Here is a 23,991-nt window from a genome sequence, read left to right on the forward strand (position 1 = left end):
AGCCCTCAGAACTCCGGCACGGTCCGTTGGTACGAAGTCAGCATAGGCAAACCTTATTTATGACGCAAGGCCTTCACGATGCCCGTAGTCTCGCGCGGCCAGGAACGCCGACGCGTGAACGCACGGGTGCCCCGGCCGCGACCATGGCGTCGAGCAGCATCTGACCCCGGCGCGCACCTGCCGATGCGCTCGCCCCAGCCAGAATCGGTACATACGTCGAGGCCCCCAGGATGGCGTCGCCGACCAGAGCCCAGAAGACACGCGCATCCAGCGGTGCGCGGTCGGCGATCGCGCGGAACACCGCGCCGAGCGACGTCGTGCATCGATGTGCAGTCCAGACCAACAGAGCCTGTTCGCACGGAAGTGTGACCGTGCCGGGCTCACCCGCGGCGGGATCCTCGGGTAGCACGCGCAGGATCGGCGATGTCACTCCTGCCCAATCGATCCCGCCGTCACTGTCCATGTGGATCCACAGATTGTCGATGCCCGGATCCCAAGCTCGTGCCTCCAACACCAGCAGCGCGGCCACGCGCCCGACGACGGCATGGATCAGAGCCGTAGCGACCTGCACTGCCGCAGCTTCGGGAACGTCGAGATCCTCGAGCGATCGCCGGTACATCTGCTCGACGCGACCGTCGTCGAGACCCACCGCCAACTGCCACCAACGGCGCTTGCCCTCGTTCGCCATCGCTGCCACCGCGTACATCCGCGGGTAATCGGGGTTGAGTGCACGCAGGGTCGCACACGAGTCGGCCAACAGCGCCGCCCCGCCGGATCGACTCGAGAGTCGATGCACATCGGCCCAACCCGTATACGACGCTGCTGCAACTGACATCTGATCGCTCCTCAGTTTCCCGGCGGGTGCACGCGTCGCACCCCTACCCACTCAATGTAGGTTAGCCTAACCAGATCATAAAGCGGTCAGGCACCGCTACCCTTACCTCACCTCACGCGCCGAGGAAGGGTTCCGTAACCTAAACCGTGTCCCTTCGAAACAGCGAGGAGTCACGAGCACTGTGACAACAGCTCCGCTACTCGGCCCCCACGGCGCACGCCGGTCTTCCGACGAGCCGTACGGGACCGAGGACGTGCCCACCGGGCCGCCGCCGCGTAGCTCTCGCCTCGCTGCAGCCGCGATCGACGCACTGATCGTGCTGATCCCCCTGTTCGTCGGCTGGTCGATCGTCGACGCGCTTCGTGACGACAACGGTGGCGGCCAGGCGGACCGATTCGTGTTCGGCACCATCGCGGTGTGCGTCGCGGTGGCTCTGTTCGTCTGGAACCGCGGATACCGCGACGGCAACGAAGGCCAGAGCACCGGCAAGCGCTGGCTGGGGCTCACGCTGCGAGACACCTCGACCCATGGCCCCATCGGCGCACGCCGGGCTCTGCGTCGTCAGTTCGGGATCGACACGTCGTCGTCGGAAGTGGTCCGCGACAAGACCGCGGCAGCAGAAGGATTCGAGCCCGTTCCCAAGGACGGCTCGGTCGCCGCGATCCGAAGGCGCAGGTTGCTCGGCCTGGCAGTCCTGGTCGTCGCGCTCGTGGCGGGCATCCTCGCCAGCATCGCCATCGGCGCGCGGCCACTGACGTTCGCCGAAATCGCCCATGCGCTGCTGAATTCGACGGGCACCGACACCGACATCATCGTGCGCACGTTGCGGATCCCACGCACGGTGCTCGCACTGGTCGTCGGCATCGCACTCGGCATCGCAGGCGCTCTCATCCAGGGGCACACCCGTAACCCGTTGGCAGACGCCAGCCTGCTCGGCCTCAATTCCGGGGCGGCGTTCTTCGTCGTCATGGCTATCTATCTGTTTCGGTTCACCTCGCCGAGTCAGTACCTGTGGTTCGCGTTCGCCGGTTCGGCGGTGGCGAGCATCGTCGTCTTCGGACTGTCGTCGATCGGGTCGGGCAGATCGAGTCCGGTCAATCTCGCCCTGGCCGGAGCAGGCGTCGCATTCTTTCTCTCGGCGATGACCAACGCCGTCGTGTTGCTCGATCAGACCAGCTTGGACGGCTACCGCTTCTGGGTGGTCGGATCCGTTGCCGGACGCGGCCTCGACGTGCTATGGCAGGTCCTGCCGTTCCTGGTGATCGGCGTCCTCATCGCACTGGCGAGCACCCCCGGCCTGAACGTCATGAGCCTCGGCGAGGACGTCGCACGATCCCTCGGGACCAACATCGCGATCACCCGAACCGTCGGCATCCTCGCCATCACGCTGCTCACCGGTGCAGCGACCGCAGCATGCGGGCCCATCGCGTTCGTCGGCCTCGTCGTCCCGCACATCGCCCGCGCGGTGACCGGACCCGACTACCGCTGGCTCGTCCCGTATGCAGGCCTCATGGGCGGAGTGATGCTCATGATCGCCGACGTCATCGGCCGAGTCGTGGTGCGCCCGGGCGAGCTTCAGGTGGGCATCGTTCTGGCACTGATCGGAGCGCCGTTCTTCATCGCTCTCGTCCGACGCCGGAAGTTGGTCGGCCTGTGACCGCCGACCTGCAGTCCCCCACACCGACGCCCGGCCACGGCGGCGTTCGCACCCGGCCGGCGTTCCGCCTCGGTCCGATCTCGATGGTCCGACGGCCACTGATGGTACTGACGACCGTCCTACTGGCTGCGGCGCTGGTGCTGGTCATGTGTGTGAACATCGGCCGAGGCGACTTCCCGCTGTCGATCGTGCAGGTCCTCGACGTGCTGCTCGGCGGCGGTTCGAGGATCGAACGATTCATCGTGATGGACCTGCGGCTGCCCCGATCACTGACCGGGCTCCTGGTCGGGGCCGCCCTCGGTATATCCGGCGCGATCACGCAGTCGATCTCCCGCAACGCCCTCGCCAGCCCCGACATACTGGGCATCACGGCCGGTTCCAGTGCCGCGGCCGTCGCGTTGATCGTGCTCGGCGGTGGCAGCAGCTTCAGCGGGCTGCTCGCCACCCTCGGCCTTCCTCTGGCGGCCTTGATCGGCGGCCTGCTCACCGCCATCGCGATCTATACCCTCGCCTGGCGCAAGGGCGTCGACGGATTCCGGCTCATTCTGGTCGGCATCGCCGTCAACGCCATGCTCACCGCGGTGATCGGCTGGCTGCTGATCAGCGCCGACATCAACGACGTCTCCCGCGCTCAGGTCTGGCTCAACGGGTCACTCAACGGAGCGGACTGGTCCGCGGTCTGGCCGGTCGCCATCGCGGTCGTCCTCGTCGGTGGCGGCACAGTCGTCGCGACGTTCACTCTGGGTGCCCTGCGACTCGGCGACGACAACGCACGATCGCTCGGGGTCCGTCTGCAACACAGTCAGGCCATGATGCTGCTCGCGGCCGTCGCACTCGCCGCGATCGCCACCGCCGCCGCGGGACCCATCGGATTCGTGGCGCTCGCCGCTCCCCAAATAGCGCTGAGGGTGCTGCGAACGCCCGGCCCGCCGATCATCGCGTCGGCACTTCTCGGTGGATTGCTGGTCGTGGCAAGCGATCTGATCGCGCGCACGATTCTGCCGGTGGAACTCCCGGTCGGCATCGTCACCTCGGCCCTCGGTGGACCGTTCCTGCTCTACCTACTCGTTCGCAGTAACCGAAAGGCCTCCGTATGACCACCAGCCACACCTCGCGTCTGATCGCGAACGATCTGAGCCTCGGGTACGGCGACCGCACCATCGTCGAACACCTCGATCTCGAGATTCACACCGGTGTCATCACCACGGTCATCGGACCCAACGGCTGCGGAAAGTCGACGCTGCTGCGTTCGCTCGGCCGCCTACTCAAGCCCAAGGCCGGCAGCGTGATGCTCGACGGTCGGGCGATCTCGTCGATGAAGACCAAAGAGGTGGCCCGCACCCTCGGGATGCTGCCTCAGGCGCCCACTGCTCCCGAAGGACTGACCGTCGCAGATCTCGTGTCACGCGGTCGTCACCCCCACCAATCGTGGATCCGGCAGTGGAGCTCGGACGACGAGGCAGAGGTCGCGAACGCACTCGAACTGACCGGAATCAGCGACCTCGCCGACAGACCCGTCGACGAATTGTCAGGTGGCCAACGGCAACGCGCCTGGATCTCGATGGCACTGGCCCAGGGCACCGATATCCTGCTGCTCGACGAGCCGACCACCTATCTCGATCTGGCGCACTCCATCGAGGTCCTGGATCTCGTCGACCGCCTGCACGACGAACTCGGCCGCACCATCGTCATGGTCCTGCACGATCTGAACCTGGCAATCAGGTACAGCGACCGGTTGATCGTGATGAAGCAGGGCCGGATCGTCACCTCGGGCAGGCCACAGGACGTCATCTCCGAGCAGCTGCTGCTCGACGTGTTCGGCCTCGAAGCCGCCGTGATAGACGATCCGATGTCCGACCGTCCGCTCATCGTTCCGATCGGCACCCGCCACGTGTACGGGTCGGTCGGTGGACCCGTCCGGTCCGAGAGTCACGCCGCCGCAGGTGCTTCCACCGAGCGGTAGCGCGGGGTCTCACCGCTCGATCATCGTGCGTACCAGCTTGACGCCCTGGCCGATCGACACGTCGGGCAGATATGCCCGGCCGATCGCATTTCCGATGCTGGGCAGCGCGGCCGGATCCGCGAAGGTCATGTGCATCGGTTCGTAGCGAGGCTGGAACTTCGACTTGAACGCCAGTAGGGAACGGAATCCGTAGACGGGTTCGAGGGTGCGTCCGAGGACGTCGAGCAATCGCTCGAGCAGCCCAGACAGCGTGGACTGCTCGGCACTGGAGACGTGTTCGGGTTGCTTCTCGTCGACCTTGGCCAGGGGTGCGCCCGAGAGGCTGAGGAATCGGGCACCTTCCTGTTCGAGCAGCAGGGCCGCCGATGCGATGAGGAATTCCATCGTGGGCCGGAAGCCCTCGGATCTGCGTCTCATGAAGTCGAGCGTCCATCCGACGATGACGCCGTCCTCGTACACCGGCATCCACGAGGTCACGCCGTGCACGGTCCGGTTCTCGTCGACGGCGATCAGGCACCGCACGTTCTCGTCGTCGACCTCCTCGAGACCGCCGAGGGTGAAGCCCATCTCGGGCATACCCTTGTCCGCGACCCACTCCTCCGAGATCGCCGTGATCTGATCCGTGATCGCCAGCGGGGCAGATGGAAAGCGGATCCACTCGGCGACGACGCCGGCTTTCTTCGCTCTGTTCAGCGCAGTCCGCACGTCCTGGAATCGCTTGCCGGTGAACGCAATGCCGTCGAGGTCCAGAACCGTTTCCTCACCGACCTGGATTCCTCCCCAACCGAGCGAGTCGGTGATGCGGCGGACGGCGGGGGTGACGGAGTAGAAGCACGGGATCCACCCGTTCTCGGACGCGAACTCGGCGAACTCGACGACGTTGTCCCGCAGAGACTCCCGCGGACCGACGGGATCCCCGGTGGTCAGTGCGACGCCGGAGATGACCCGGTAGGCGACGTAGCTGCGACCGTCGGAACCGAACCAGTACTTGTTGCCGCGCCAGGTCGTCATCCACGACAGAGCGGATCCGCTGCTCGACATCAGCAATCCGCGCGCCCGTTCGGCGGCGTCGGTCTCGGTGCCGTACACCGGGGTGAGGAAAGTACTCGCAGCGAGCACGCAGACCACCACCCAGAACACAACCCCGGTCCACTCGAAGAGCAGGGTCGTCGGCGTGCTCTGCGGGAGCAGGGCAGGTTCGAGCCATTGCAGGTAGACCGGGGGAACCAATCGTTGCGGGAAGTCCACCAGCAGTCCGCCGAAGGACGGCGAATCGGCGAAGCCACCGCGGGCCAGATACCCACCGAGCGAGTAGATCAGGGCGAGTCCTGCCGCCACCCCGACCACCGAGGCCGCCCATCGACGGTAGGTACCCGAAGGCGCCGACACGTCGAAGAACTTGCGCGTGACGATCAGAACGAGCAACACGATCAGGGGCAGCAGGAACGGCACCGCAGTGCGGTACGCCGTCGGCGATTCCAAGCCGTAGAACAGGGACTGGTCGTCACCGGACTCGAGGAATCGAATCGCGAAGTTGGCCACCGACAGTGCGAGCAGAATTCCCTGCGAGACCACCGCCATGGCCCACGCGAAACGCCTGCCTCGACGCAGGCCGTCACTGACCACCAGCAGGAACAACGACGGCATGATGCTCAGGATCGTCGGACCGACCCCCCCGAGTCTGAGATCGAGCAGACCACGACGGCATTCGACCGGGTCGGTGGTCGCGTCGGCGCAGATTTCGCGCACCTCCGCCGCCGTGTACGGAACCCCCCGCACCACATCACGAAGTACCGCGAACGGCCCGACAGCGTTGGGGCTCAGGGCCGCCAGTACCGGGCCGAGGGCGCTCGCAGCGACGATCAGCGCAACCAGCACCCGGCCTTCGCGTCGGGTACCCGCCAGTCGAGGGCCACGTGCCGATCGACCGACGATCCACGGGCCCACGATCAAGCCGATCACCGCTGCAGCGAGCCGAACGACGTCCTGCAGGTGTCCACCGAACAATGCCAATGTCACCAGCAAGGCCAGCACGCCGACGCGGATTCGCCTGCGCCACAACGTATCCATTCGCGAGGTCGCGACCAGGACCACACCGAAGATCCAAGTCGTCGGGCCCACAGCGGTTCCGACGTGCAACCGGAATCCCCAGTCCGCGTCGAAGGTCTTGGCCAGAACCGCGAGACCGAGGCCGAACCACGAACCGGCCACCTGCGTCACGAACGCAGCGACGGCGAAGCGACGGGATCCGATACGGCGCTCGATCGGTGCGGCGGCCAGCAGCACCCCGACCGTGGCCACCACACAACCGGCGATGTTGGGCGCCGCCAGACCCGAGGTGAGCGGGGTCCACAGGTGCCAGTGCTCGAATGGCATGATGCCCACGGCGAAGTACTTGTCCATCTCGCCGCGGTTGTCCACGACCGCGGCGACGATGCCCATCACCCAGACGACGGCGAGCAAAGTGAAACTGACCGGTGCTCCCACGGCACCGAACACGATGAGCGCCCACACCCGCCGAAGCTGGCGCATCACTGCAGACGCACCGGACCTCAGGGATTCGGTGCGCGCGGACATCCACGACGGTTCGGCGGGTGTCGATACTTCGGCGTCCGCCGCAGACGGTCGATCCGGATCGGTCACGTTCACGAAATCAACCCTGTTCTCGTCGCCAACCATGGGAGCTCGCGCCGGAGGCCTTCCGACCACACCGCGAAGCTGTGTCCGCCCGGTACTTCCACGTACTGCACGTCCATTCCGGCGGCCTTCGCCGCGTCGTACATCTCCTGTTGGCCCGGTTTGTAGTCGTTGTCGTCGGACCCCACGACGAAAATACCGGCGGAGTCGGGGTACTGACGTGATTTCAGCAGGTCGAGTGGGTTGATGGCGGTGAACGCCGCGGAGTTCCCTCCGAAGGCCTGCTGCACCGTGCGGTCTCGATCGCCGAGAGTCGGCTCGCGCTGGCCGGAGAGGTCGAGGAACGTGGGATAGACATCGGGGTGATTGGTCGCCATCTGAATCGAGCACGTACCGCCGTAGGACAATCCGCCGATCGCCCAGTGTGCGCGATTGCGGTCCACCTGCAGCGCCGAGTCGATCCAGTCGGGAACGTCGCGGGAGAGATACGTGTCCACGTTGCCCAGAGGCGAGTCGACACAGAGCGGATTCGCCATCGACGACCCGGTTCCGTCCGCGACGACGACAACCGGCGCGAGACCGGCATGATCGCGAGCGAAATCGTCCATCGTCTCGGCGAGTTTTCCGCCGTTGAGCCAGTCCTCGGGTGCTCCCGGCTGGCCGGCGAGCAGCACGAGAACCGGAAGGAGCGGGCGAGGATCGGCGAAATAGGCGGGCGGCAGGTAGATCTCCGCATCTCGTGCGGTGAAGTTCGACGCGGTGGCCGGAATGGATGCCGAGGTGATCTTTCCGGCGGTCGCCAGATCTGCCGGTGCTGTCCACACCGACTCCAGAGGCGTGCCCGTAACGGTCTGTTCCACCGCACTGGGCACATCCGAGAATTGAATGCGCGCCGCCGACTCGGCGCCGAGAGCATTGCCCACGGTGGGATACGCGTCGAACTCGAGGTTGACGTGCAGGGCCGACGCCGCCACCACGAACACCATCGCCAGCACCGACGCCAGCGTGCCCAGCACGCCTCGGGCGTTCGCCGCCCTGGGAATCACCGCGAACAGCGCAGCGAGGCCCACTCCGATCCACACGTAGATCGAGGTCTCTATCGGATCCGGGAACGGTCGCCACACCTTCTCGACCACCACGTAGCCGATCGCCGTGACGACGATCGCTGCCGTGACGACGATCGGCACTGCACGTGTGGCGTATCGCCGCGACCTCGAGACGAGCAGCCACAGACCACCGAGGGCACCGAGAACGGACACGATCACCGGTACCGGACCATCGATCAACGACAGGGAATCGAACCACTCCACGCTTTCGTCTCCGCTCACTTCTCGAAAGTCGGGCCGAGAGGCGGCACGATCACAGCACAGATTATTCGCCCCGGGAGTCCTGCGGTCGAGACCCGCCGATTCGTCGCGACTGCGACTATGACCGATCCCACATCAGTTGAACGGTCGGTACTACCACGAGTAGTACGCATCCACGTCGGAGTAGCCGTAGACTCGGACGAATGGCTGGTCTTGGTGAACTAGAGCGCGCAGTGATGGACCATCTGTGGGAGTCGTCCGATCCCCAGACCGTTCGACAGGTCCACGAGGCACTTGCGACGCATCGCGAACTCGCGTACACGACGGTGATGACGGTGCTGCAGCGGCTGGCCAAGAAGAAGTTGGTCGTCCAGCAACGCGACGACAGAGCGCACCGCTACGCACCGTTGCACGGTCGCGACGAGCTGGTCGCAAGCCTTATGGTCGACGCGCTGTCGCAGGCACCGGCGTCGGGTGGACGCGCAGCGGCACTCGTGCACTTCGTCGGTCAGGTGGGGGCCGACGAAGCCGACGCCCTCCGTGAGGCGCTTGCCGCGTTGGAAGTGGCACAATCGACATCGAAGTCCCCTTCGGCTGGAGATCGCCGTCCGACGGACTGACGCTCGCGGCAGTAGGTGAGGACATGAACTCGACGACTGCGCTGGTATTCGCAGTACTCGCGCTGATCCTGGCTGGGCCGGTTCCGGCAGTGCTCGCTCGCGCGAGCTGGCCGTACCGGTCACCGCGCGCCGCTTTGGTTCTCTGGCAGGCAATTGCTCTCGCTGCGGTGCTCTCGGCTTTCAGCTCCGGCCTCGCGATCGGCGGACTGCTGCTCGTCCCCGGACCTGACGGTCGTCCCACGACGGCACCGACCGACGAGATCGACGCGCTCGGTCTGCCCCTGTGGACTCTCTACGTCGTCGTCCTCGCCATCACGCTCGGCATCGGTGCCAAGCTCATGTTCTCCGTCGTTCGGGTAGCGGTCAGAACCCGTCGCCGACGTTCCAGGCATCGCGTGCTCGTTGATCTGCTGGATCGAACCGACTTGGGAGAGAACCCTTTTCGCGGCCTTCGCGACGCAGACATCCGGGTACTCGACGCGGCCGAACCGATCGCGTACTGCCTACCCGGTCTGCGTCAGCGGGTGGTCCTGAGTCGGGGCACGTTGGCCAGCCTGTCCGAGGCCGAGGTCACTGCGATCCTCAGCCACGAGCGGTCACATCTACGCGCCCGCCACGATCTGGTTCTCGAAGCGTTCACCGCCGTCAACGAAGCCTTCCCGCGGATCGTCCGTAGCAAGTCGGCGCTCGGCAGCGTGCAGCTGCTGGTCGAGCTGCTCGCAGACGACTCGGCGGTCAAGGTCACCGGACCCACTCCGTTGGCCAGGGCACTGGTCACGTGCGCCGGGTCTACAGCACCGCGTGGCGCGATGGCCGCCGGAGGGCCGCACACCCTCATCCGTGTGCAGCGCTTGAGCGGCCCGGGCAGCGATGTGCGCATCGCCGCGGCGGCCTACGCGGCGGCCGTGGTGATCCTGGTTCTTCCGACGATCTACGTTGCCATGCCGTGGCTGGAGGAGCTGAGCAAGCTCATCGGGTGAGCTCGCACGCGATCGGGGTCGCACAGGTCACATCGACTCGAGTCGAACAATTGGCGGTACGTCCCGTACAGTAGAGACCGGTCGCCATCGCGACCTAGCAATCGAAATGGCACAAACAGCCCCACTTTATGCAGTTCTCATCTGCATTCTGATGGCCAGGTGACAGTGCCCTGGCTCGTATCAATGTGTTCTGGCTGTTTTTCGTGTTTCCCGGTTCTTCGGGTGCTCTCAGCTTCGGGCTTATTGGCGTGCCCGTAATCCGGAGAGGCTTTACTGCGTGACCCACGCTGTTTCCAACACACCCGTTTCCACCATTTCCGACACCACGGCAGTCCCGACGCCCGTAGCGGCACCGGCCTTCACCTTCGCCGATCTCGGACTGCCCGAGGCTGTCGTCGCCGCATTGGCGCGCAACTCGATCACCGTGCCCTCCCCCATCCAGGAGAAGGCGCTTCCCGACGCGATCGCCGGTAAGAACGTCCTCGGTCGTGCGCAGACCGGCTCGGGTAAGACCCTGGCCTTCGGCCTGCCGATCCTGCAGCGCCTGTCGCTGCACACCGATCGCCCGGCCGCCAAGCGCCCGCGTTCGCTCGTGCTGGTCCCCACCCGAGAGCTCGCCTTCCAGGTCGTCGAATCCCTCGCTCCCTACGCCAACGCTCAGGGCCTGCGAGTCATGCCAGCCGTCGGCGGTACCCCGTTCAACAAGCAGGTCGAGCAGCTCCGACGCGGAGTCGACGTCCTCGTCGCCACTCCCGGCCGCCTCGCCGATCACCTCCGCCAGGGCACCTGCATCCTGGACTCCATCGAGATCACCGCGCTCGACGAGGCCGATCAGATGGCCGACATGGGCTTCCTGCCCGAGGTGCGTGCAGTCCTCGCCGACACCCCGGCAGACGGACAGCGCATGCTGTTCTCTGCCACCCTCGACCGTGAGGTTCAGTCACTGGTACGCCAGTTCCTGCCCGATCACGTCGAGCACTCCACCCAGGACGGCAAAGCCAGTGTCCGGACCATGGATCACTACGTCCTCATGGTCGACCGGGGTCAGAAGGATCTCGTTCTCTCCGAGATCGGTGCTCGCGAAGGCGGTCGCACCATCATGTTCGCGCGTACCAAGCTGGGCTGCGACGGGATCACCGATCGCCTCCGTGCGCTCGGTATCGCCGCGGAGTCGCTGCACGGCGGCAAGGCTCAGAACCAGCGCACCCGCGTTCTCGAGCGCTTCAAGAACGGCCGCACCCCCGTCCTCGTCGCTACCGACGTTGCTGCTCGCGGAATCCACGTCGACGGTATCGACCTGGTCGTCCACGTCGATCCGCCCGCAGACCACAAGGACTACCTGCACCGCGCAGGACGCACGGCACGCGCAGGCGAGAAGGGCACCGTCGTCGCGATCGTGCTCCCCAACCAGCGTCGTCAGGTTCTGCGTCTGACCGGTATGGCCGGCGTCAAGGCCACTGCCGTCAACGTCTCGCCCGGTTCGGCCGAGCTGAACAGCATCACCGGGGCGAAGAAGCCGACCGGTGAGCCCCTGCGCGCCGAGTCCGCTCCTCGTGACCGGAACAGCCGTCCCGGCTACCAGGGCTCCAACCCCCGTAGCGGCGGCGGATACCAGGGCTCCAACCCCCGCAGTGGCGGCGGATACCAGGGCTCCAACCCCCGCAGTGGCGGCGGATACCAGGGCTCGAACCCGCGCAGCAGCGAGGGCTACCAGGGGTCCAACCCGCGCAGCAGCGGCGGATACCAGGGCTCGAACCCCCGCAGCAGCGAGGGCTACCAGGGCGACCGCCCGCGTCGCTCCGAGGGCCGCGGCTACGAGGGTCGTGGATCCGACAACCGTGGCTCCGACAACCGTCGTCCCGCGTCCGGCCCCCGCCAGGACGAGCACCGCTCCGGAGGCTTCCGCAGCCGCACGGAACGCCGTTCGTACGACGGTTTCGACGGTCCGGCTCGCAGCCACTGATCGGTTCGTAACCGTGCGGTCGTAACTCGACCGGAGCATATTTCGACGACATGAGGTGTCGCATTCTTCGCGAATGCGGCACCTTTTGTCGTTGTCTACGGCCAGGTTTGAGTTCTCCTGGGGGGTTGGCTCGCGCGACGCCGCTCGGCAGGGAAAGCTGTCTGTATGACCTCAGCAGCAGAACCGACAGAACTGGCTCAGATCGGAGTCACCGGACTCGCCGTCATGGGCTCCAACATCGCCCGCAACTTCGCCCATCACGGCCACACCGTCGCATTGCACAACCGCAGTGTCGCCAAGACCGATGCCCTGATCGCCGAGCACGGCACCGAGGGCAACTTCGTTCGCACCGAAACCATCGAGGAGTTCGTCGCCGCTCTCGCGAAGCCGCGCCGAGTGCTCATCATGGTCAAGGCAGGCGACCCGACCGACGCTGTGATCGAGGAGCTTGCAGGCGCGATGGAGGAGGGCGACATCATCATCGACGGTGGTAATGCCCTCTACACCGACACCATTCGTCGCGAGGCGGCCATGAAGGAGCGCGGACTGCTCTTCGTCGGTGCCGGCATCTCCGGCGGCGAAGAAGGCGCGCTCAACGGACCGTCGATCATGCCGGGTGGTCCGGCCGAGTCCTACAAGGCCCTTGGTCCGCTACTGGAATCGATCGCAGCTCAGGTCGACGGCACGCCGTGCTGCACCCACATCGGACCCGACGGCTCCGGACACTTCGTCAAGATGGTCCACAACGGCATCGAATACGCCGATATGCAGCTCATCGGTGAGGCGTACAACCTGTTCCGCGACGCTCTCGGCTACACGCCTGCTCAGGTAGCGGACGTGTTCACCGAATGGAACAACGGTGATCTGGAGAGCTACCTCGTCGAGATCACCGCCGAGGTTCTTCGACAGGTCGACGCCAAGACCGGTCAGCCTCTCGTCGACGTGATCGTCGATGCTGCCGAACAGAAGGGCACTGGTCGCTGGACGGTCAAGGCGGCCCTGGACCTCGGGGTTCCTGTCACCGGTATCGCCGAGGCGGTGTTCGCTCGGGCTCTGTCGGGGTCACGCGCTCAGCGCAAGGCAGCCGTCGGACTCGCTTCGGGAACACTGGCCGACAAGCCGACCGACGCGGAGCAGTTCACACACGACATCAGTCGGGCTCTGTACGCGTCGAAGATCGTCGCCTACGCACAGGGCTTCGACCAGATCGCCGCGGGCAGTGCCGAATACGACTGGAATCTGCATCCCGGTGACCTCGCCACGATCTGGCGCGGTGGCTGCATCATTCGCGCGCGGTTCCTCGACCGCATCAAGGACGCGTACGACGACAACGCCGAACTGCCGAGCTTGATCCTGGCCCCGTACTTCCGTGATGCCATCGAGAACGCCATCGACAGCTGGCGTCGGGTCGTCATCACAGCGGCCTCGTTGGGTATTCCGGTCCCCGCGTTCGCGTCCTCGCTCTCCTACTACGACGCGTTGCGTGCAGAGCGTCTACCTGCCGCTCTGACACAGGGACAGCGAGATTTCTTCGGGGCGCACACCTACGAGCGAACCGACTCGGAAGGAAAGTTCCACACTCTGTGGAGCGGCGATCGTTCCGAGATCGAAGCCTGACCGACGACCGCCCGCCGGTGGCGCTGCGTGCTTCACGCAGCGCCACCGGTGGTACGTACCGAGAACAAGGTCAGACGGGCACCGGCCCGAGTATCGGTTGGACCACCGTCGACGGGATGCCCTCCCACGGCAGTGCACCTTCCAGGTCCTTCCACACCGCCTGCACCGCACTGAAGCACCCTTGGCCGTACACGTCGGATGCGGTGTACAGAATATCCGCACAGTCCGGTACGTCGATGGTGAACAGATCGAATCCGGCTGCAGTGCAACCGATTCCGGACTCGAGCTCCAGCATTCCCGAGACCACCGATGCGCCGAGCGAATTGAGAATTCTCGAGGACTCGTGCGGCCCGCGCCCCGTCAGGACGATCTCCGGGCTGCCGAAATTCGTGAGACCGACCGTGTAGCAGAACGCCGGATGGATACCGTCGGGATCGACTTCCGATTCGACGTACTGCAGGGCCCAGCCACACCTGTCGATGGTGCGTATCACGCCCTCGATGTACTCGTCGACGCTGTGGCCCTGACACATCTTGCACATAGCTCCCCCACACTCTGCGTGCGATCGCCCCCTCGGCAATCACGGTGTCGAACGCCGATCGAACATGCGTTCTGCCCCGAGTATTGCGCGGGGCACCGACAAGAAGATTCCGACGCACGGCCGACGCAGCGGTATGGTCACAGCCATGCCGGGTCAATCCGTTCGATCGTTCGCAGAACTGGGACTGCCCGTGGTTCTCGTGCACTCGCTCAGGAAAGCGGGTGTCTCCGAGCCGTTTCCGATCCAGTCCGCCGCCCTGCCAGATGCGCTCGCGGGTCGCGATGTGCTGGGCCGTGCTCCGACCGGATCCGGCAAGACTCTCGCGTTCGGGCTTCCGCTGCTCGTGCGGCTTGCCGGCCGACGCAGCGAGCCCGGTGCACCGCGTGGACTCGTGCTGGCTCCCACTCGCGAACTCGCGCTCCAGATCCAGGAAGTGCTCGACGTCCACGGTGCGACGTTCGGCCTGCGCAGCGTCGGCGTGGTCGGCGGCGTTCCGCTCGAGCGCAATGTCAGAGAGATCCAGCGCGGAATCGACATCGTGGTAGCCACCCCCGGTCGCCTCAACGATCTCCTCGAGCGTCGTTCGATCACGTTGAATCGAGTGGAGGTCACCGTGATAGACGAGGCAGATCGCATGGTGGACATGGGATTTCTGCCCCAGGTCGATTCGCTTCTCGCTGCGACACCGACCGGCGGCCAGCGGCTGCTGTTCTCGGCGACCCTGGACGGAGACGTCGACCGCCTGGTCGAGAAGTTCCTCAGCGATCCGGCCGAACATTCCACCGCGGAGTCGGTGAGCGAACCGGACATCGCGCATTACGTGTTCAGGGTCGATGCCGGCCGCAAGACAGAAGTAGCTGCCGCACTTGCCAACAGGGACGGGCGCACGTTGCTGTTCGTCCGCACCACTCACGCGGTCGACCGGCTCACCGACGACTGTCGCCGGCTGGGCGTACCGGTATCGTCGTTGCACGGCAACAAGACTCAGGCGCACCGCACACGTTCGCTGGCCGCTTTCGGCGACGGCGCATCGACCGCGCTGATCGCGACCGATGTCGCGGCACGTGGGGTTCACGTCGACGACGTCAGCCTCGTGGTCCACGTGGACCCACCACTGGATTCCAAGGACTACGTGCATCGCGCAGGTCGCACTGCCCGCGCCGGCTCCAGCGGAACCGTCGTGACGTTGGCTACGGCCGAACAGGTGGATCACGTGTGCGCGATGGCGGGCGATGCCGGTGTCTCGGCAACGGTGGTCGACACCGAGAGCGATCCCACCTCGTGGCGTCGATTGACCGGGGCGCGTACACCCATCGGCAGGCCGCTCCCGGCCGAAGCGGTCGAACCACCGGCACAACGTGGCTCGCGGCGCGGTGCTGCGCCCGTCCGACACGAGCGAGGCGGGCGGGCCGGGGGCAGGCGGGGCGGCAACAGAGGACGACGCGGGTGACCGCGTCGTGGTTGTCGATCGCGCTCGCCCTGGTTTCGGCATTCCTGTTCGCCTGTGCGTCGGTGGCACAGCAGAGCGCCGCGGCGTCGGTCCCCGAGGGAACGTCACTGCTCTCGGCTCTGATCCGAAGCCCCAGATGGTGGGTGGGCGTACTCGGCGACGGGGGCGGCTACGCCGTTCAGATCGCTGCACTGTGGGTCGGTTCGGTCCTGGTCGTGCAGCCGTTGCTCGTCACCGCCCTGCTGTTCGCACTCCCGATGTCGGCGAAATTGGCGGGCCGGGTTCTCCCTGCTTCGACGTGGGTGCTCGCATTCCTGCTTGCCGCCGCCCTCGCGGTGTTCATCGTGGTCGGCGACCCCAGCGAAGGTGACACCGACGCCCCTCTGTCCGACTGGATCGTTCCTCTGATCGTCGCCGCGGTCGTGATCGGCGGCGCAGCAGTGGGAGGTCTGCTCCTGACCGCCCCCGGTGTGCGGGCCCTGTTGCTCGGAGCCGCAGGAGGGTTGCTGTTCGGTCTGGCCGCGGCTCTGACGAAGTTGGTCACCGACCTCGTGGAGAACGAGAGGTTCGGCGCGTTGACGGCCTGGCAGACCTACGCCCTCGTCGGATCGGGAGTTCTCGGCTTCTACCTCCAACAACGCGCGTTTCAAGTCGGTCCGCTGTCCGCGTCCATGCCTGCCGTCACGATCGGCGAGCCCCTCGGCGCTGCGTTCATCGGCATCACGGTCCTGGACGAGCGAATCAGAACCGACGGGGCTTCCCTCGCCGTCATCGCCGTAGCGGTGTCCGTCATGATCGCCGCGACGATTCGACTGTCGCAGACCCAGGCGTCGACTCGCATCGAAAGGGAGACGGTGGACGGGGCGTCGACCCCGCCGATCGCGCCCGACCGGTAGTCTCGATCAACGTGCAGTTCCTCGATGGTCACCGACCGCCCTACGATCTCACCTACGACGATGTCTTTCTCGTCCCCAACCGGACCGACGTCACGTCGCGGTTCGATGTCGACCTGAGTACGGTCGACGGTTCGGGCACCACGATTCCGATCGTCGTGTCGAACATGACCGCGGTGTCGGGACGGCGAATGGCCGAAACCGTCGCGCGTCGCGGAGCGATCGCCGTGATCCCACAGGATCTCCCCACCGAGGCCGTCGCCGAGACCGTCGCATTCGTCAAGAGTCGTGACCTGATCGCGGACACACCGGTCGTCCTCGGCCCCAATGCATCCGTGTCCGACGCCTTGGCGCTGATGCACAAGCGTGCACACGGGTCGGTCGTGATCGTCGAACACGGCAAGCCGATCGGAGTCGTGTCCGAGGGTGCCTGCGCCGACGTCGACCGATTCGCGCGGCTCAGCTCCGTGGCGTCGGCCGATTTCGTGCGAGCCCCTCGCCATGCGTCACCCAAGGAAGTTTTCGAGCTGATGGAGGCGGCACACGCCCACCTCGCCGTCGTCGTCGAGAACGACGGCTCCCTGGCAGGTGTGGTCACCAGGACCGGCGCGATCAGAACCGGCATCTACGCGCCTGCAGTCGACGCGTCGGGTCGCCTCCGTATCGCTGCCGCGGTCGGCATCAACGGCAACGTGGCCGAGAAGGCGACTGCACTGGTCGAGGCCGGGGCCGATGTGCTCGTGATGGACACCGCTCACGGGCATCAGCAGAAGATGCTCGAAGCCCTCGCTGCCGTGCGCTCCCTCGATCTCGGCGTTCCCCTGGCGGCCGGCAATGTGGTGTCCGCGCAGGGGACGCGCGATCTGGTGGAGGCGGGCGCGGACATCGTCAAGGTCGGTGTCGGGCCGGGAGCGATGTGCACGACACGCATGATGACCGGCGTCGGACGCCCCCAGTTCTCGGCTGTCGCCGATTGCTCCGCTGCGGCAGCCGAACTCGGGGCTTCGGTGTGGGCCGACGGCGGTGTACGCCATCCTCGTGACGTGGCACTCGCACTGGCTGCCGGCGCCGCCAACGTCATGATCGGCTCGTGGTTCGCCGGCACCTACGAGTCGCCCGGCGACCTGCGGGTGGACGCATCCGGCAATCGGTACAAGGAGAGCTTCGGTATGGCGTCGAAGCGAGCCGTTGCCGCCCGTACCGCCACCGATGGGGCGTTCGACCGGGCTCGCAAGGCCTTGTTCGAGGAGGGCATTTCCAGTTCGCGGATGCGCCTCGATCCCGATCGCCCCGGTGTCGAGGACCTGATCGATCACATCTGTGCCGGAGTTCGCAGTACCTGCACGTATGCGGGTGCCCGTTCGCTGCCGGAGTTGGCCGAACGAGCAGTTCTGGGGGTCCAGTCCGCAGCCGGATTCGCCGAAGGACGGCCCCTGCCCTCCGGGTGGTGACGGTCGGGCACGGTTAGACTCACCCACAGCAAACACAGTTGTTCGCGCTCGCCACTCGTCGGACATTCGAGCATTCGATTCTCGACAGGTGGCGGAACGGTCGGCTCCTCACGGAGTGGGACCACATCGCGAACCGAACAGAAGGGAATCAGGTGCCCGAGGCACCCACTATCTCGGTTGCCGTCGCGGCAACTGCGGAACAACACGACGAGAGTTCCACTTCGGAGGGATCCTCTATCGAGCCGGGAGAGAAACCCGGCGACACAGATTTCGGCAACCACGTGCACTCCGGCGGCGCGATGCTCCTGTCCCAGCTTCGACGGTCCCGGCTCAGGCGGAGCTGACGCGTGGCACTTCTTCTCACCATCGTGAGCCTGCTCGGTTTCGTCGCTCTGACGGCCGGCACCGCACTGTTCGTCGCGGCCGAGTTCTCGCTCACTGCTCTCGAACGCAGTGCCGTCGAGTCACAGGCCGACAACGGCGACCTGCGCTCACGCCAGGTGCTGCACGCCCACAAGACACTGTCCTTTCAGCTGTCCGGTGCCCAACTCGGCATCACCATCACGACTCTGATCACCGGTTACCTCGCCGAACCGGTACTGGCCGGCTTCATCCGACCCGTGGCCGACGCGCTGGGCGCATCCGAGACCCTCTCCGCAGGCATCTCGCTCGCGGTGGCGCTGATCCTGGCCACCTCGTTCTCGATGATCTTCGGCGAGCTGGTTCCGAAGAACATCGCCATCGCGAAACCGATGTCGACCGCTCGGGTCACCGCCGGCGCGATGGCCGGGTTCTCGCTGGTCTTCAAATGGGCCATCAACGGGCTCAACGGCTCGGCGAACTGGCTGGTACGCCGGCTCGGGATCGAGCCGGCCGAGGAACTGAGATCCGCGCGGTCGCCGCAGGAGCTGGGTTCACTGGTTCGCACGTCGGCACGGCAGGGATCGATCGACGAGAACACTGCCCGGCTGGTGGATCGGTCGTTGCAGTTCGGCGATCGTACGGCCGAGGAACTGATGACGCCGCGAGTCAAGATCGAAACGCTCGCCACCGACGCGACCGTGGCCGATCTGATCGAAACGGCTGCGCGGACCGGCTTCTCGCGCTTTCCGGTGGTCGACGGCGATCTGGACGACACCATCGGCGTCGTTCACATCAAGCATGCGTTCACCGTCGCCGGAGCGCACCGTCGCTCGACGACGGTCGAGTCCCTGGCACGCGACGTTCCTGTCGTACCGTCCAGCCTCGACGGCGACGCGGTGATGGAACGGGTACGCGCCGACGGTATGCAGGTCGCGCTCGTCGTCGACGAGTACGGCGGCACCGCGGGCATGGTCACGATGGAGGATCTGATCGAGGAGATCGTCGGTGACGTGCGCGACGAACACGACGAGCCGGAGCTCGACGTCTCCAGGTCGGGCGACGGATGGGATTGCGCAGGCCTGCTGCGTATCGACGAGGTCGCGTCGGCCACGGGGTATTCCGCGCCGGAGGGCGAGTACGAAACCATCGGCGGTCTGGTACTGACCGAGTTGGGTCGCATTCCGACCGAGGGGGACGCAGTCATGTTGCCTCCCCCGGCCAACGAGGATCCGCTCGAACGAGACGGCGGTTGGGTGGCACGGGTGATTCGTATGGACGGCCGCCGCATCGACCGGGTGGTGCTTCTGCCCGTCGACGCGGCGGCGGTGGCTCGGATGAGATCGGAGGGTGAGATCGATGGGTGATTTCCTCGGAGTCGGTCTCGCCGTTCTGTTGCTCGCCGGCAACGCATTCTTCGTCGGTGCCGAGTTCGCACTGATCTCGGCCCGGCGGGATCGCCTCGAAGCGCTGCTCGCACAGGGCAAGAAGCGCGCTCAGAGCGTGATCGAGGCCGGTCAGAACCTGTCGCAGATGCTCGCCGCTGCACAGCTCGGCATCACGATCTGCTCTATCCTTCTCGGTCGTGTGGCAGAGCCTGCAGTGGCACACCTGATCGAGGTTCCGCTCGAGGCAGTCGGCATTCCCGAGTCCTTCCTGCACCCGATCGCCTTCGCCATCGCATTGACGCTTGTGGTCGTTCTGCACATTCTCATCGGTGAGATGGTGCCCAAGAACATCGCGATCGCAGGCCCGGAGAGCACCGCCATGGTTCTGGTGCCCATCCATCTGCTGTTCATCAAGGTGGCACTGCCGCTGATCTCGTTCTACAACATGTGCGCCAACCTCACCCTTCGACTGCTGCGGATCGAGCCGAAGGACGAGCTGAGTTCCTCGGTATCGGCGGTCGAGTTGTCGCAGATGATCGGCGAATCACGATCCGAGGGACTGATCGACGCCGAGGAGCATCGACGACTGCGGCAGGCCCTGGAAACGTCCGGCCGAACGGTGGGTGAGGTTCTGATTCCCTCGCACCAGGTTCGCAGTATCGAGTTGTCCGGTCCCGATCACACCCTCGGACCCACCCTGGGCTCGGTCGAACGAGCCGTCATCGAAACGGGATTCTCGCGCTATCCGGTTCGCGACGCCTCGGGTGCACTTGTGGGCTACCTGCACCTCAAGGACGTACTCGACGACATGGCCGACGAGTCGGCAGGACCGGACACGGTCATTCCCCGCAGTGATGTGCGAGCACTGCCGGTGGTCTCCATCGACACGGTGCTCGACGACGCGTTGACCAAGTTGCGTCGGGCCAGCAGCCACCTCGGTGCCGTGCACGACGCGACCGGTGCCACGGTCGGTATCGTCGCGCTCGAGGACCTGGTCGAGGAGTTCGTCGGTACGGTTCGGGACGGCACACACCGGGTGGCCGGTCCCCGTCCGGGTCAATCGTCGTCCAACTTCAAGCCTGCGACTACTCCCCCACGGAACGCGTGAATGCCCAATTCGACGTTGGTGAGCGAAGGGCAGTGGACCGCTCGTCGTGCTGCGCATACGGCGCGGGTGGAGAACCTCGTCGGTGATTATCTGACCGACCGGGGCCACGGCGGCGTCCATCCGGTGCTCGATTTTCTGTTCACCTACTACAGTCACCGCCCGGGTCAGCTACGCCGATGGAATCCAGGTCACGGCGTCGTACTCACCGGCGATCGTGCGCGTGACTACGCGGAGTTCGCGTCCTACGAGCAGGTGGACACCGCCGACGGCCCGGGTTTTCGGGTGCGGTCGGATCTGGTCGAGCGTCGACGATCGAGCATCGAATTCACCCTCGGCCTGCTCTCCGCCACCCGAGACAGGCCGCCGGTGCTCGGATGTTTCGGACTGCACGAGTGGGCGATGGTCTACCGCGGGGGAACGTCGGCGCAGCGTCACGAGCAGGTGCCACTGCGTCTGGGACACGACGGAACCGATGCCGTGGTCGATTCGATGACGTTGCGGTGCACGCACTACGACGCCTTCCGCTTCTTCACTCCCGATGCTGCGCCGCGCAATGCTCTTACGCTGTCAGCGGAGTCGCGTCTGACATCCGAGCAACCCGGGTGCATTCACGCCTCGATGGATCTGTACAAGTGGTGCTACAAGCTCGGACCGCTGATCGATTCCGAGTTTCTCACCGACTGCTTCGAGCTGGCTCTGCACGCGCGAACGATCGACATGCGCGCGAGCCCGTACGACCTGAGCGACTACGATCTCGAACCCATTCGAATAGAGACCGCGGCCGGACGAGCGGAATATGTGCGCGCGCAGGGAGAGTTGTCGAGCAAAGCGGCACCTCTGCGCTCGGCGTTGATCGCTCGATGCCAGAATTTACTGATCGGCGGCGAGTTCGGCGTCGGACCTACCGCCGAGTAACATCGACAGCGTTGTCGTGGGGACACCGGTCACCGGTGTCCATGACCGGAAAGAGTGAGGAATTCATGACCGATCGTGTGCAGGCTGGTGGACTTCAGGTCGCCAAGGTCCTATTCGATTTCGTCGAGAAGGAGGCGCTGCCGGGTACCGACGTGGATTCGGATGCCTTCTGGACCGGTGCCGCGTCGCTGATCGCCGATCTCGCTCCCAAGAACAAGTCGTTGCTCGCTGTCCGCGACGAGATCCAGGGCAAGGTCGACGCCTGGCACGGTGAGCACGCGGGGCCGAACTACGACCGCGCCGCGTACAAGGCATTCCTGAAGGAGATCGGCTACCTGCTCGACGAGCCGGCCGACTTCCAGATCAGCACCTCCGGTGTCGACACCGAGATCACCACCACGGCCGGGCCTCAGCTCGTGGTGCCGGTGCTCAATGCCCGGTTCGCGATCAACGCGTCCAACGCACGGTGGGGCTCGCTGTACGACGCTCTCTACGGAACCGATGCCATTCCCGAGACCGACGGTGCCGAGAAGGGCACCAGCTACAACAGGGTCCGCGGCGACAAGGTCATCGCCTTCGCGCGGGACTTCCTCGACGAAGCGTTGCCCCTGAGCTCCGGTTCGCACGTCGGTACCACCGGATACGTCGTCGACGCAGCGTCTCTGACGGTGACTCTCGCCGACGGAAGCACCGTCGGGCTGAAGGATCCGTCACAGCTGCTCGGTTACCAGGGCACCCCGGATGCGCCGTCGGCGATCCTGTTCGTCCACAACGGCTTGCACTTCGAGATCCAGATCGACCCCGAGAGCCCGATCGGCAAGACCGACGGCGCGGGAGTCAAGGACGTTCTGCTCGAGTCGGCTGTCACCACCATCATGGACTTCGAGGACTCCGTCGCTGCAGTCGATGCGGACGACAAGGTCCTCGGCTACCGCAACTGGCTCGGTCTGATGAAGGGCGACCTGACCGAGGAAGTCTCCAAGGGCGGCAAGAGCTTCACTCGTGCGATGAACAAGGACCGCACCTACACCTCGGTCGACGGTTCCGAACTGACACTGCACGGTCGCTCGCTGCTGTTCGTCCGCAACGTCGGTCACCTGATGACCTCGGATGCGATCCTCGATGCCGACGGCAACGAGGTGCCCGAGGGCATCCTCGACGCGCTGTTCACCTCGCTCGCGGGTATGCACTCGCTGACTTCGGACAACGTGCTGTCCAACTCACGCACCGGTTCGCTGTACATCGTCAAGCCCAAGATGCACGGACCGGACGAGGTCGCGTTCACCGCGGAGCTGTTCGGCCGTGTCGAGCAGGTCCTGGGCCTTCCGACCAACACACTCAAGGTCGGCATCATGGACGAGGAACGCCGCACGACGGTCAACCTCAAGGCGTGCATCCAGGCCGCATCCGAGCGGGTCGTGTTCATCAACACCGGCTTCCTCGACCGCACCGGCGACGAGATCCACACCTCGATGGAGGCGGGTCCCGTCGTGCGCAAGGGTGCGATGAAGGGTGAGAAGTGGATCGCGGCCTACGAGGACTTCAACGTCGACACGGGTCTGGCTGCAGGCCTCGAAGGCAAGGCGCAGATCGGTAAGGGCATGTGGGCCATGCCCGATCTGATGCACGACATGCTCGAGCAGAAGATCGGCCACCCCAAGGCCGGAGCCAACACCGCGTGGGTTCCCTCGCCTACCGCAGCGACCTTGCACGCCCTGCACTATCACAAGGTCGATGTCTTCGCCCGCCAGCACGAGATCGCACAGGCCAAGCGCGCCACCGTCGACGACATTCTCGAAATTCCTCTCGCGCCGTCCACGGACTGGACCGACGAGGAGAAGCAGAACGAGCTCGACAACAACTCGCAGTCGATCCTGGGCTACGTGGTGCGGTGGATCGACCACGGCGTCGGCTGCTCGAAGGTGCCCGACATCAACGACATCGCACTCATGGAAGACCGTGCGACGCTTCGTATTTCGAGTCAGTTCATCGCGAACTGGCTGCGCCACGGCATCGTCACCGAAGACCAGGTGCGCGAGTCGCTGAAGCGGATGGCACCGGTGGTGGACCGCCAGAACGAAGCCGATCCGACGTACAAGCCGTTGGCTCCCGACTTCGACACCAACATCGCTTTCCAGGCTGCCAGTGACCTGATCTTCCAGGGCACCAGCCAGCCCAACGGCTACACCGAGCCGATCCTGCATCGTCGCCGACGGGAGTACAAGGCCGTCAACGCCTGACGGACTTGTCGATCACGTGGGTGAACATCGGAACACAGGGCGCGGGCGTTCGATAGCCGCCGGACC

Annotated in this window: 18 protein-coding genes; 14 read left to right on the plus strand and 4 right to left on the minus strand. The window is 65.5% G+C overall.

Annotated elements, in window-relative coordinates:
• Window positions 1-73: 73 nt before the first annotated feature.
• On the minus strand, window positions 74-835 hold the full coding sequence (locus AB0362_RS03420) for a hypothetical protein (protein ID WP_317533970.1): 762 nt from the start codon (window positions 833-835) through the stop codon (window positions 74-76).
• A gap of 181 nt (window positions 836-1,016) precedes the next feature.
• Between AB0362_RS03420 and AB0362_RS03425 the strand changes: the two genes are divergently transcribed.
• The 3 genes from AB0362_RS03425 to AB0362_RS03435 all read left to right on the plus strand — a co-directional run bounded on the left by AB0362_RS03425 (window position 1,017) and on the right by AB0362_RS03435 (window position 4,455).
• Window positions 1,017-2,492 (plus strand): iron ABC transporter permease, encoded by a 1,476-nt coding sequence (locus AB0362_RS03425; protein WP_366234800.1) that lies wholly within the window; start codon window positions 1,017-1,019, stop codon window positions 2,490-2,492.
• An 83-nt stretch (window positions 2,493-2,575) separates the two neighbouring features.
• Complete coding sequence (locus tag AB0362_RS03430) at window positions 2,576-3,589, plus strand: iron chelate uptake ABC transporter family permease subunit (protein ID WP_231893713.1); 1,014 nt, start codon at window positions 2,576-2,578, stop codon at window positions 3,587-3,589.
• A complete protein-coding gene (locus tag AB0362_RS03435; protein ID WP_269594070.1) occupies window positions 3,586-4,455 on the plus strand; it encodes an ABC transporter ATP-binding protein in 870 nt (289 codons plus the stop codon). Before AB0362_RS03430 ends, AB0362_RS03435 begins: the two co-directional genes overlap by 4 nt.
• A gap of 9 nt (window positions 4,456-4,464) precedes the next feature.
• On the opposite strand, the gene AB0362_RS03440 is transcribed toward AB0362_RS03435, so the two are convergent.
• Together AB0362_RS03440 and AB0362_RS03445 are read right to left on the minus strand one after the other, a co-directional pair.
• On the minus strand, window positions 4,465-6,987 hold the full coding sequence (locus tag AB0362_RS03440) for a DUF2156 domain-containing protein (protein ID WP_366234979.1): 2,523 nt from the start codon (window positions 6,985-6,987) through the stop codon (window positions 4,465-4,467).
• 113 nt (window positions 6,988-7,100) lie between these two features.
• Window positions 7,101-8,402, minus strand: a complete 1,302-nt coding sequence (locus AB0362_RS03445) for an alpha/beta hydrolase-fold protein (protein ID WP_366234980.1) — start codon at window positions 8,400-8,402, stop codon at window positions 7,101-7,103.
• 200 nt (window positions 8,403-8,602) lie between these two features.
• Here AB0362_RS03445 and AB0362_RS03450 point away from each other — a divergent pair, with 200 nt between their 5' ends.
• The 4 genes from AB0362_RS03450 to gndA all read left to right on the plus strand — a co-directional run bounded on the left by AB0362_RS03450 (window position 8,603) and on the right by gndA (window position 13,579).
• The gene (locus AB0362_RS03450; protein ID WP_094641733.1) at window positions 8,603-9,019 is read left to right on the plus strand and encodes a BlaI/MecI/CopY family transcriptional regulator; all 417 of its coding nucleotides are present in this window, start codon (window positions 8,603-8,605) and stop codon (window positions 9,017-9,019) included.
• A gap of 23 nt (window positions 9,020-9,042) precedes the next feature.
• Entirely contained in the window at window positions 9,043-9,999 is a 957-nt protein-coding gene (locus AB0362_RS03455; RefSeq protein WP_094641731.1) for a M56 family metallopeptidase, read from the plus strand.
• Window positions 10,000-10,312: 313 nt separating this feature from the next.
• Window positions 10,313-11,962 (plus strand): DEAD/DEAH box helicase, encoded by a 1,650-nt coding sequence (locus AB0362_RS03460; RefSeq protein ID WP_317810525.1) that lies wholly within the window; start codon window positions 10,313-10,315, stop codon window positions 11,960-11,962.
• A gap of 165 nt (window positions 11,963-12,127) precedes the next feature.
• A complete protein-coding gene (gndA, locus tag AB0362_RS03465) occupies window positions 12,128-13,579 on the plus strand; it encodes an NADP-dependent phosphogluconate dehydrogenase (protein ID WP_094615060.1) in 1,452 nt (483 codons plus the stop codon).
• 70 nt (window positions 13,580-13,649) lie between these two features.
• On the opposite strand, the gene AB0362_RS03470 is transcribed toward gndA, so the two are convergent.
• Window positions 13,650-14,120 carry a DUF4262 domain-containing protein gene (locus tag AB0362_RS03470; protein WP_149405731.1) on the minus strand — a complete coding sequence of 157 codons (471 nt, stop codon included), beginning with the start codon at window positions 14,118-14,120 and terminating at the stop codon, window positions 13,650-13,652.
• 145 nt (window positions 14,121-14,265) lie between these two features.
• Here AB0362_RS03470 and AB0362_RS03475 point away from each other — a divergent pair, with 145 nt between their 5' ends.
• From AB0362_RS03475 to AB0362_RS03505, 7 genes are all read left to right on the plus strand, one after another.
• A complete protein-coding gene (locus AB0362_RS03475; protein ID WP_366234801.1) occupies window positions 14,266-15,570 on the plus strand; it encodes a DEAD/DEAH box helicase in 1,305 nt (434 codons plus the stop codon).
• The gene (locus tag AB0362_RS03480) at window positions 15,567-16,466 is read left to right on the plus strand and encodes a DMT family transporter (RefSeq protein WP_094671513.1); all 900 of its coding nucleotides are present in this window, start codon (window positions 15,567-15,569) and stop codon (window positions 16,464-16,466) included. The genes AB0362_RS03475 and AB0362_RS03480 overlap by 4 nt, the downstream gene beginning before the upstream one ends.
• Before the next feature lie 11 nt (window positions 16,467-16,477).
• Complete coding sequence (locus AB0362_RS03485; protein ID WP_317785041.1) at window positions 16,478-17,914, plus strand: GuaB1 family IMP dehydrogenase-related protein; 1,437 nt, start codon at window positions 16,478-16,480, stop codon at window positions 17,912-17,914.
• Between the two features lie 347 nt (window positions 17,915-18,261).
• Window positions 18,262-19,641, plus strand: a complete 1,380-nt coding sequence (locus AB0362_RS03490; RefSeq protein WP_317785040.1) for a hemolysin family protein — start codon at window positions 18,262-18,264, stop codon at window positions 19,639-19,641.
• Window positions 19,634-20,770, plus strand: a complete 1,137-nt coding sequence (locus tag AB0362_RS03495; RefSeq protein ID WP_149405728.1) for a hemolysin family protein — start codon at window positions 19,634-19,636, stop codon at window positions 20,768-20,770. The genes AB0362_RS03490 and AB0362_RS03495 overlap by 8 nt, the downstream gene beginning before the upstream one ends.
• Window positions 20,771-21,685, plus strand: coding sequence for a 3-methyladenine DNA glycosylase (locus AB0362_RS03500; RefSeq protein WP_366234802.1), 915 nt, complete (start codon window positions 20,771-20,773; stop codon window positions 21,683-21,685). It begins immediately after the preceding gene.
• Window positions 21,686-21,750: 65 nt separating this feature from the next.
• A complete protein-coding gene (locus AB0362_RS03505) occupies window positions 21,751-23,925 on the plus strand; it encodes a malate synthase G (RefSeq protein WP_149405727.1) in 2,175 nt (724 codons plus the stop codon).
• The last annotated feature ends 66 nt before the right edge of the window (window positions 23,926-23,991 follow it).

This window comes from Rhodococcus sp. NPDC079359 (assembly GCF_040702585.1).
Lineage (GTDB): Bacteria > Actinomycetota > Actinomycetes > Mycobacteriales > Mycobacteriaceae > Rhodococcoides.

Bases quoted from the DNA above. Each gene is read 5' to 3' on its own strand.
- AB0362_RS03455 (WP_094641731.1), top strand. From the start codon at position 9,043: ATGAACTCGACGACTGCGCTGGTATTCGCAGTACTCGCGCTGATCCTG.
- gndA (WP_094615060.1), top strand. From the start codon at position 12,128: ATGACCTCAGCAGCAGAACCGACAGAACTGGCTCAGATCGGAGTCACC.
- AB0362_RS03470 (WP_149405731.1), bottom strand. From the start codon at position 14,120: ATGTGCAAGATGTGTCAGGGCCACAGCGTCGACGAGTACATCGAGGGC.
- AB0362_RS03430 (WP_231893713.1), top strand. From the start codon at position 2,576: ATGGTCCGACGGCCACTGATGGTACTGACGACCGTCCTACTGGCTGCG.
- AB0362_RS03505 (WP_149405727.1), top strand. From the start codon at position 21,751: ATGACCGATCGTGTGCAGGCTGGTGGACTTCAGGTCGCCAAGGTCCTA.
- AB0362_RS03450 (WP_094641733.1), top strand. From the start codon at position 8,603: ATGGCTGGTCTTGGTGAACTAGAGCGCGCAGTGATGGACCATCTGTGG.
- AB0362_RS03420 (WP_317533970.1), bottom strand. From the start codon at position 835: ATGTCAGTTGCAGCAGCGTCGTATACGGGTTGGGCCGATGTGCATCGA.
- AB0362_RS03500 (WP_366234802.1), top strand. From the start codon at position 20,771: ATGCCCAATTCGACGTTGGTGAGCGAAGGGCAGTGGACCGCTCGTCGT.
- AB0362_RS03495 (WP_149405728.1), top strand. From the start codon at position 19,634: ATGGGTGATTTCCTCGGAGTCGGTCTCGCCGTTCTGTTGCTCGCCGGC.
- AB0362_RS03475 (WP_366234801.1), top strand. From the start codon at position 14,266: ATGCCGGGTCAATCCGTTCGATCGTTCGCAGAACTGGGACTGCCCGTG.
- AB0362_RS03435 (WP_269594070.1), top strand. From the start codon at position 3,586: ATGACCACCAGCCACACCTCGCGTCTGATCGCGAACGATCTGAGCCTC.
- AB0362_RS03440 (WP_366234979.1), bottom strand. From the start codon at position 6,987: ATGCGCCAGCTTCGGCGGGTGTGGGCGCTCATCGTGTTCGGTGCCGTG.